The 7,503-nt window shown below is 64.0% G+C and carries 7 protein-coding genes; all 7 read right to left on the bottom strand.

Going from position 1 to position 7,503, the window contains the following annotated elements; translation table 11 throughout:
- Positions 1–175: 175 nt before the first annotated feature.
- The gene (locus PLO63_17190; GenBank protein HOI75878.1) at positions 176–1,717 is read right to left on the bottom strand and encodes an AMP-binding protein; all 1,542 of its coding nucleotides are present in this window, start codon (positions 1,715–1,717) and stop codon (positions 176–178) included.
- A 26-nt stretch (positions 1,718–1,743) separates the two neighbouring features.
- Positions 1,744–2,223, bottom strand: a complete 480-nt coding sequence (locus tag PLO63_17185) for a Zn-ribbon domain-containing OB-fold protein (protein ID HOI75877.1) — start codon at positions 2,221–2,223, stop codon at positions 1,744–1,746.
- A gap of 16 nt (positions 2,224–2,239) precedes the next feature.
- Positions 2,240–3,400 carry a hypothetical protein gene (locus PLO63_17180; GenBank protein ID HOI75876.1) on the bottom strand — a complete coding sequence of 387 codons (1,161 nt, stop codon included), beginning with the start codon at positions 3,398–3,400 and terminating at the stop codon, positions 2,240–2,242.
- An 8-nt stretch (positions 3,401–3,408) separates the two neighbouring features.
- Positions 3,409–4,551: a thiolase family protein gene (locus PLO63_17175; protein ID HOI75875.1), complete on the bottom strand. Its 1,143-nt coding sequence runs from the start codon at positions 4,549–4,551 to the stop codon at positions 3,409–3,411.
- A 165-nt stretch (positions 4,552–4,716) separates the two neighbouring features.
- On the bottom strand, positions 4,717–5,172 hold the full coding sequence (locus PLO63_17170; protein HOI75874.1) for a Zn-ribbon domain-containing OB-fold protein: 456 nt from the start codon (positions 5,170–5,172) through the stop codon (positions 4,717–4,719).
- Between the two features lie 4 nt (positions 5,173–5,176).
- On the bottom strand, positions 5,177–6,037 hold the full coding sequence (locus PLO63_17165) for a 3-keto-5-aminohexanoate cleavage protein (GenBank protein HOI75873.1): 861 nt from the start codon (positions 6,035–6,037) through the stop codon (positions 5,177–5,179).
- A gap of 85 nt (positions 6,038–6,122) precedes the next feature.
- Positions 6,123–7,346 (bottom strand): thiolase family protein, encoded by a 1,224-nt coding sequence (locus PLO63_17160; GenBank protein HOI75872.1) that lies wholly within the window; start codon positions 7,344–7,346, stop codon positions 6,123–6,125.
- Positions 7,347–7,503 lie beyond the last annotated feature (157 nt).

The following is a 7,503-nucleotide window of genomic DNA, read 5'->3' as shown; positions in this document are numbered from 1 at the left end:
TCGTCACCTCGACGCCCTTCTCGACGGCCACCTGGGCGATCCCCGCCCCCATGGTGCCCGCGCCGATCACACAAAGCTTCTTGATCATGGTTCGCATTTCCTTTCTGTTCTCGTTCCGTCATTCAAGGCGTCCCCTGCGGCCTTTCAGCGCCGTCCGCCGGGGATGCCGCCGTTTCTACATGGTTTTCACCATCTCCTTGATTTCCCGCTTGAGGACTTTGCCCGTTCCCGTCATGGGAAAGGAGGGCATGAAGAAGATCCGTTTCGGTGCCACGAACGGGTGGAGGTGCTCCTTCGCGTAGGCCAGGATCTCCTCTTCGGTCGCCTGCTGCCCCGGCTTGAGGACCACCGCTGAGCCGACCTCCTCTCCGTACTTGGCGTCGGGGATGCCGACGGTGGCGACCATCATGACCGCCGGGTGCTTCGCCAGGACGTTTTCCGAGACGCCCGGGTCGATGTTCTCCCCGCCCTTGATGATCAGGTCCTTCTTGCGGCCGACGATGAAGAGCTCTCCATCCTCGTCCAGGCGACCCAGGTCGCCGGTATGGAGCCATCCGTCGCGGAGCGCTTCCGCCGTCTCCTTCGGCTTGTTCCAGTACCCCTTCGTCACGCCGGGACCCTTGATGATGATCTCGCCGGTCTCTCCCCGGGGCACATCCTTGCCGTCGTCGTCCACCAGCCTCATTTCCACGCCGGGGAGCGCCGGGCCGACGGAGCCCGGCTTGAACTTCCCCTCCCTCGGCTGGCGGGCGATGGTGGGTCCCGCCTCCGTGCAGCCGTACCCGTGGTAGATCTTGATGCCGAACATCTCCTGGGCCTTGAGCAGGGTCTCCTCCGCCAGGGGTGCCCCGGCACTGACGCAGTATTTCATGCTCTTCAGGTTATGCCTGGCCGGATCGAAGACCATCATCATCAGGATGATCATGGTCGGCACCAGGCCCGTCACGGACACCTTGAACTCGGTCATGTGCTCGAGGACCTTGACCGGGTCGAAGGGGGGAACCAGGATGAGCTTCCCGCCGAAGTAGCAGGCCTCGTGGTACCCCAGGCAGCCGTAGATGTGGTTCATGGGGACGCAGGCGTACGACACTTCCTTGCGCTCCTCGTAAGGCCACACCTTGAATCCCTGGAGCATGTTCCCGATCAGATTCCCGTGGGTCAGCATGACACCCTTGGGAAACCCCGTGGAGCCGGAGGTGTACATCAGGATGCCCAGGTCGTCGGGCGACAGGTCCCGGACGTCTCCCAGGGAGCCGTCGTTGGCGACGAAGACCTCGTAGGGAATGAAATTCTCCGGCAGGTCGTCCCCCGGCCCGGCGCCGATGACGATGATCTGCTTCACGAAGGCGTTCCCTTCGAGGGCCTCCTTCATCTTCGGCCACATGTTTTTTTCCGTGATGAGGATCCGGGCCTGGGAGTCTTCCAGGATGTAGCGGATCTCCTTGGGGGTCAGCATGAAGATGATGGGCAGGTACGCGGCGCCCATGCGCATGATGCCGTTCATGAGCTCCGGGACCTCGAGGATGTTGCTGACCATGACCCCCACGATGTCTCCCTTTTCGATGCCGGCCTTCTGGAGGCCCGTTGCCAGTGCCCGCGACCGCCGGTCGATCTCCGTGTTCGTGAGGGTCGTCCGCCTGTCGTTCGCAATGTGGATGAACTGTTCGTATTCTCCGAACTTATTGATGCCGTCGATCAGATACGCCGCCATGTTCATGGGATGATGATCCTCCTTTTTTCAGATCAGCGTATGATGTCGAAGTACTTGACGTCCTGGATGTTTCCCTGCATCTCCGCGGGGTCCTTGAAGACCGCCCGGACCTTCATGCCCACCTTGATCTTCTCCAGGTCCGTCTCGTTGATCAGGTGCGAAAAAATGTTGTCCGCCCCGTCCAGCTGGATGTACCCGTAGGTGTACGGGATCGGACGCTGCTTCCCCGTGTTCGGGTCGATGAACGGGTAGTTCACCACCGAAAAGGCCGTGATCACCCCCGTGTCCGACAGCGGAACCAGCTCCGTCAGCTCCCGGAAGCACGGTCCGCACACCCGCCGCGGAGGCACGTACACCAGCCCGCAGCCGGGGCACCTGATCCCCGTGAACCGCCGGTTCTTCCTGATCTCCTGGAAAAATACGCTCCCGTACAGCCCGATCGACCACTCGTACGGCATCGCATGGGTAAACATCACCTGGAGCGGCTCGCTCGCTTTGTTTTCCGTTGACATGGCTCCTCCTCTATCCTTACGGCTTCTCCGAGCTCAGGATGACCACGTCCGACCAGAAGCAGCCTCCGAAGCCCGTCGCCAGCGCGTTCCGGACGTCCGGAACCTGACGCTGGCCGCCCTTGCCCATCACCTGAATCGCCGCCTCGGCCACCCGGAGCAGCGCCGTCGCACCAATGCAGTTCGTCGAGATCACGCCCCCCGAGGGGTTGACCGGCAGCTTCCCGCCCATGTGCGTGTTCCCCTCCCCCACAAACTTCGGGGCCTCCCCGCGGCCGCAGAACCCGATGTCCTCGATCCACTTCAGCCCCGCCCACGTGTAGGGAAGGTACAGCTCCGCCACGTCGATCTCCTCCACGGGATTGGTGATCCCCGCCTGGCTATACGCGTCCTGCGCCGCCCGCTGCATCGACACCAGGCCCTTCGTGTAGTCCGTCGAGTCCCCGAACCACGTGTACGTGTGACGAACCGCCGCCGCCTTGAACCACGCCGGCGTCTTCGTCATCTTCTCGGCCGTCCCGTCCGACGCCAGCACGCAGGCGCACGCCCCGTCGCTCCGAGGGCAGATGTCCCCCAGCTTGATCGGGTACGCCAGCATCGGCGACGCCATGATGTCCGACACCGTCAGCGGCCGACGCAGGTGCGCGTACGGATTGTTCATCGCGTGGTTCCGGTCCCGCTCCCCAACCAGGGCCGCGTCCTCCTGCCGCGCCCCGTACTGCTCCATGTACGCCGTCGCCTCCGTCGCCAGGCTCGGGATCGCCCCGGAATACGAAAACCGGTCCCAGATCGCGTCCGAACACGTGATGATCGCACCCGTCGTGTCGCTCTCCGAGTTCTTCTCGAATCCGATCGCCAGCACCCGGTCGAACAGTCCCGACGCCACGTGGTAATACGCCGCAATCGCCACCGTCGCGCCCGTCGTCCCGCCCGTCGAAACCTTCATGACCGGTTTCATATACGCCCCGGAGCCCTCCACGCTGTATGTGTCCACCGCGTTGATCGACTCGAAGTGATCCATGTTCCCGATCACGATGGCGTCAATCTCCCGGATCGTGATCCCCGCATCCAGAAGCGCCGCGTCCACCGCCTCCTTGATCATCTCCTTCGACGTCACGTCCGGACGGTGGCTCTTGTGATAGGTCTGTCCCGTTCCTACGATCGCTACTCTTCTTCCCATGGCTCACCTCACTGCTTCCCGCTGACGATCCACACGCACTGGCTCTGCCCGCAGGGTCCGTGATACCCCTGCGCCAGCGCCGTCTCCGCGCCCGGTACCTGCCGCGCTCCCGCCTCGCCCCGAACCTGCAGCGACGCCTCGATCAGGCGGGCCAGGCCCGCCACCAGGATCGGGTTCGCCGACAGCGCGCCGCCCGACGGATTCACCGGCAGCTTCCCGCCCATCGCCGTCACGCCCCGGACCGCCAGCTTCGCGCCGGCCCCGGCCCCGCAAATCCCGAGACCCTCCAGCCACAAGGGCTCCATGTAGCCGAACGGCTCCAGGACCTCCGCCACGTCGATCTCCTCCAGCGGATTCGCGATCCCCGCCATGGCGTACGCCCGCTTCGCCGCCTCCTTCAGCGCCACCGGGTCCGCCAGGTCCCGGTCCCCCAGAAGGTAGTCCTCGCAGCAGTGCGCCACGCCCTTGATCCACACCGGCTTCGACTTCGCCTTCGCCGCCACCGCCTCGTTCGCGATGATGACCGCCGCCGCCCCGTCGCTCACCGGGCAGCAGTCCAAAAGCTTCAGCGGATCCGCGATCTTCCGCGACCGCAGCACGTCCTCCACCGTGATCGACAGCGGCAGCTGCGCAAACGGATTGTTCCGCGCGTTCCCGTGGTTCTTCACAGACACCGCCGCGATCTCCTCCTCGGTGATCCCGTACCGCCTCATGTACGCGCTCGCCTGCAGCGCCGCCGAGGAAATCGCGTCGATCCCCAGGTGACGCTGGAAGATCGGGTCGAACATCCCGTTTGTCGTGACCGGTACGCTCCCCTCGCTCCCCTTGTAGTGCGCCACCACGATCGTCGCCTTGTACCCCGACAACACCCGCATCAACCCGTAAAATGCCCCGAACGTCCCGTCCCCCGACACCGTCGAGATGTTCTTGTCCTGCCCGCCCGAGGCGTCCCCGACGGCCATCCCCGAAATCGTCCGGCCGTCGTAAAAATCGTTCGAAACCGTCACCACGCTGTCGATGTCGTCGATCGTCAGACCCGCATCCTCCAGCGCCCCCCGCGTCACGTCGAATACCATGTCCGCGAAGATCCGGTCCTTCTTCCTCCGCTCGTACTTCGTCTGCGCTACGCCGACGATTGCCGTTTTCTCCATGTTTGTCCCTCGCTCTGTCTTTTCCGCCTGAGTATCAGCGATGCCGCTGAAAAATGCCCCTCTGCTGCGTTTCCCTCGCCCTCCATTGCTGCGGCGTACGTTCATGAATACGCCTCGCGCCTCGGGACTCGGGGGCCTCGCCGCCGGGCATTTTTGAGTGGCCTCTTACGTCAGTTCAAATGAATCGATGTCGAGGATGTGGGCCGTCCGCTCTTCCCTGAAGACCGCCTTCACCCGCTTCCCGATCCCGATCTTCTCCAGGTCTTTCTTGATCAGGTGCAGAAATCCCACGTCCGACCCGTCCAGCTTGATCAGGGCATAGGCGAACGGCGTCTCCACCGGCTGCACCGGGTGGCCGTACCGGACGACCGTGAAGGCCTCGATGACCCCCTCGCCGCCGACCTCCACCCACTCGTCCATGTCCACAAAGCAGCGGCTGCAGCTCTTCCGCGCCGGAACGTACACCTTGCCGCAGGACCCGCACCGCGTCCCCAGGATCTTCCGCTCGTCCCGGAGCGTCTTGAGAAACCGACCCGCCGTCTCCCCGGTCCACCAGGAATACGGCACCGAGATCTGCCCCTTCAGCGTCAGGGGCTCCACTTCCTTCAACCATTCAGACATGTTTTCACCTCTTGATGGTTCCCATGATCGCCCGCGCCTCGTCCGGCGTGGCCGGTTCGTGGCCCAGGGCCCGGACGATGCGGACCGCATGCTCCACGAGCTCGTAGTTGCCTTTGGCCAGCGCCCCATCGGGCATCCGGATGTTGTCCTCCAGGCCTACGCGAACGTGGCCGCCGCAGAGAATCGACTGGGTGATGGCCGGCCATTCGTCGTTTCCGACGCCGCAGGTGGTAAAGTTGGCTCCCGGCGGCAGGGAGGAGGCCATGGCGATGAAGGTGCCCGGCCGGAAGGAATTCCCCCCGCAGACCCCCCACACAAAGTTGAAGTTGACGGGCTCCGTGAAGGAGCCGCCGCCGGCGATGGCGTGGTAGTTGTCGATTCCTGACGAGGAGTAGACCTCGATTTCCGGCTTGGTTCCGATCTCCTTCATCCGGGCGGCGAATTTGGCCACCATGATGAGGGAGTTTTCAAACGTGTAGTCCACGAGGACTTCACCGGTCTTCCGGTTCACGGCGGCAAAGTTCATGGTGGCCATGTTGAGGGAGGACATCTCGGGCCGCACCGCTTCCATCTGCTCGAGACGCAGTTCCGGCGTCGCCCCCGGGCCGAGGGCCGAGGTCATGTTGACGATCAGCTCCGGGACCCGCGCCTTGATGGCGTCGTGGCTTTCCTTGATCCGCTCAATCCGGATGGAATTAGCGCCGTCGTCCTCCACGGCGTGGACGTGCACCATGGCTGCGCCCGCCCTGTAGGCCAGCTCCGCCGCGTCGGCCAGCTCCTCCGGCGAGTAGGGCGTGTTGGGGTTCTGGTTCTTGCGCGTCGACGATCCGACGAGCGCACAGGTTACGATTACTTTTCTGTTCATAAAGACTCCCGTTCCTTCTATCGATATTCTGCGATCCGGCGGCGCCCCGCATCGGCGATGCGGGGCCGGCCGCTGGAACCGTACGTTACACCTTGAGCAAGAGCGCCTCTCCCTGGGACAGGCCGCCGCAAATAGCCGCCACGCCGAGGCCGCCGCCGCGACGCCGGAGCTCGTACATCATCGTCATGGCGATCCGGGCGCCGCTGGCCCCGACAGGATGCCCGATGGCAATGGCCCCGCCGTTGACGTTCGCCTTCGCCTGCAGGGCCTTCTCCTTCTCCGGGTCCTTCCCGGCCAGGAGACGCAGCGACACCAGCGTGACCGCGGCGAAGGCCTCGTTGATCTCGATCACGTCCACGTCGTCGATCCGGTTCCCCGTCCGGGCGAACATCTTTTCGATCGCCTGGGCCGGCACGTTGGCCATGTACTTCGGCGTCCCCGCCGCGGCCTCGCATGCCACCACCTCCCCCAGGACCTCCAGTCCCAGGGAATCGGCCTTCCGGCGAGACATCAGCACGATCGCCGAGGCGCCGGAGTTGAGCCCCGGGGCGTTGCCGGCGGTGACCGTCGGGCTCCCGTAGACGGGCTTGAGGGCGGACATCTTCTCCAGATTCAGGTTTTCCCGGGGCGATTCGTCCCGGTCCATCACCAGCGAAGCCTTGCCCTTCTGGGGAATCTCCAGGGGCATCAGCTCCTCACCGACCTTGTACTTCCCGGAGGCATACGCCTGGAAGTACTTCCGGTGGCTGGCCACGGCCCACTCGTCCTGCATCTCCCGGGTCACCCCGTACTCCAGGGAGACGTGCCCCGCGTCGGTGGCCACGGGGGCGAATCCCTTCCGGCCGTACCCCAGCTCGAACAGGACGTCCTCCAGCTCGATGTGCCCCAGGCGGCTTCCCCAACGCGCCTTGGCCGCGCTGGCGATCAGGGGAACGTTCCCCATGTTCTCCGCACCCGAGGCGATCACCACCTCCGCGTCCCCGGACTTGATGGCCCGATAGCCCAGGCGCATCCCCGTCATGGAGGAGCAGCAGGCCCGGTCGATGGTCAGGGAGATGTTGCTCTCCGGAAACCCGGCCAGGAGCGTGATCTGCCGGGCCGGTACGTTCGTGTAAATGGCGTATTCCGCGGGAATGCAGGTTCCGTAATACACCTCGTCCACCTTCGCCGGGTCGAGGCCGATCCGGCGGACGACTTCCTGGAGCACCTTGACCCCCAGGTCGATGCTCAAAATAGAGCGCAGAACGCCGTCGAACCGCCCGAAGGGCGTCCGAACCGCGCTGACAATGACAACGTCGTTTGGTTGCATGGTTCTTGAGGATCCTTTCTGTTCTATATTTATGGACAGCCTTTTGTTAACGGATGGTCTCCGGCGCGGGTGCGCAACCGGGCGGAAAATAGGTCAGATCTTTTTTTTGCAGCGCAAAAATAAATCTGACCTATTTTTCTATCTTCGCGCTCCGGGA

Source organism: Syntrophales bacterium (assembly GCA_035363115.1).
Classification (GTDB): domain Bacteria; phylum Desulfobacterota; class Syntrophia; order Syntrophales; family PHBD01; genus PHBD01.
The sequence above is the reverse complement of the archived record's forward strand: the minus strand, read 5'-3'. Positions and strand labels throughout refer to the sequence as shown.

Coding starts and splice junctions, on each gene's coding strand:
- PLO63_17190 (HOI75878.1), bottom strand. CDS start 1,717: ATGAACATGGCGGCGTATCTGATCGACGGCATCAATAAGTTCGGAGAA.
- PLO63_17185 (HOI75877.1), bottom strand. CDS start 2,223: ATGTCAACGGAAAACAAAGCGAGCGAGCCGCTCCAGGTGATGTTTACC.
- PLO63_17180 (HOI75876.1), bottom strand. CDS start 3,400: ATGGGAAGAAGAGTAGCGATCGTAGGAACGGGACAGACCTATCACAAG.
- PLO63_17175 (HOI75875.1), bottom strand. CDS start 4,551: ATGGAGAAAACGGCAATCGTCGGCGTAGCGCAGACGAAGTACGAGCGG.
- PLO63_17170 (HOI75874.1), bottom strand. CDS start 5,172: ATGTCTGAATGGTTGAAGGAAGTGGAGCCCCTGACGCTGAAGGGGCAG.
- PLO63_17165 (HOI75873.1), bottom strand. CDS start 6,037: ATGAACAGAAAAGTAATCGTAACCTGTGCGCTCGTCGGATCGTCGACG.
- PLO63_17160 (HOI75872.1), bottom strand. CDS start 7,346: ATGCAACCAAACGACGTTGTCATTGTCAGCGCGGTTCGGACGCCCTTC.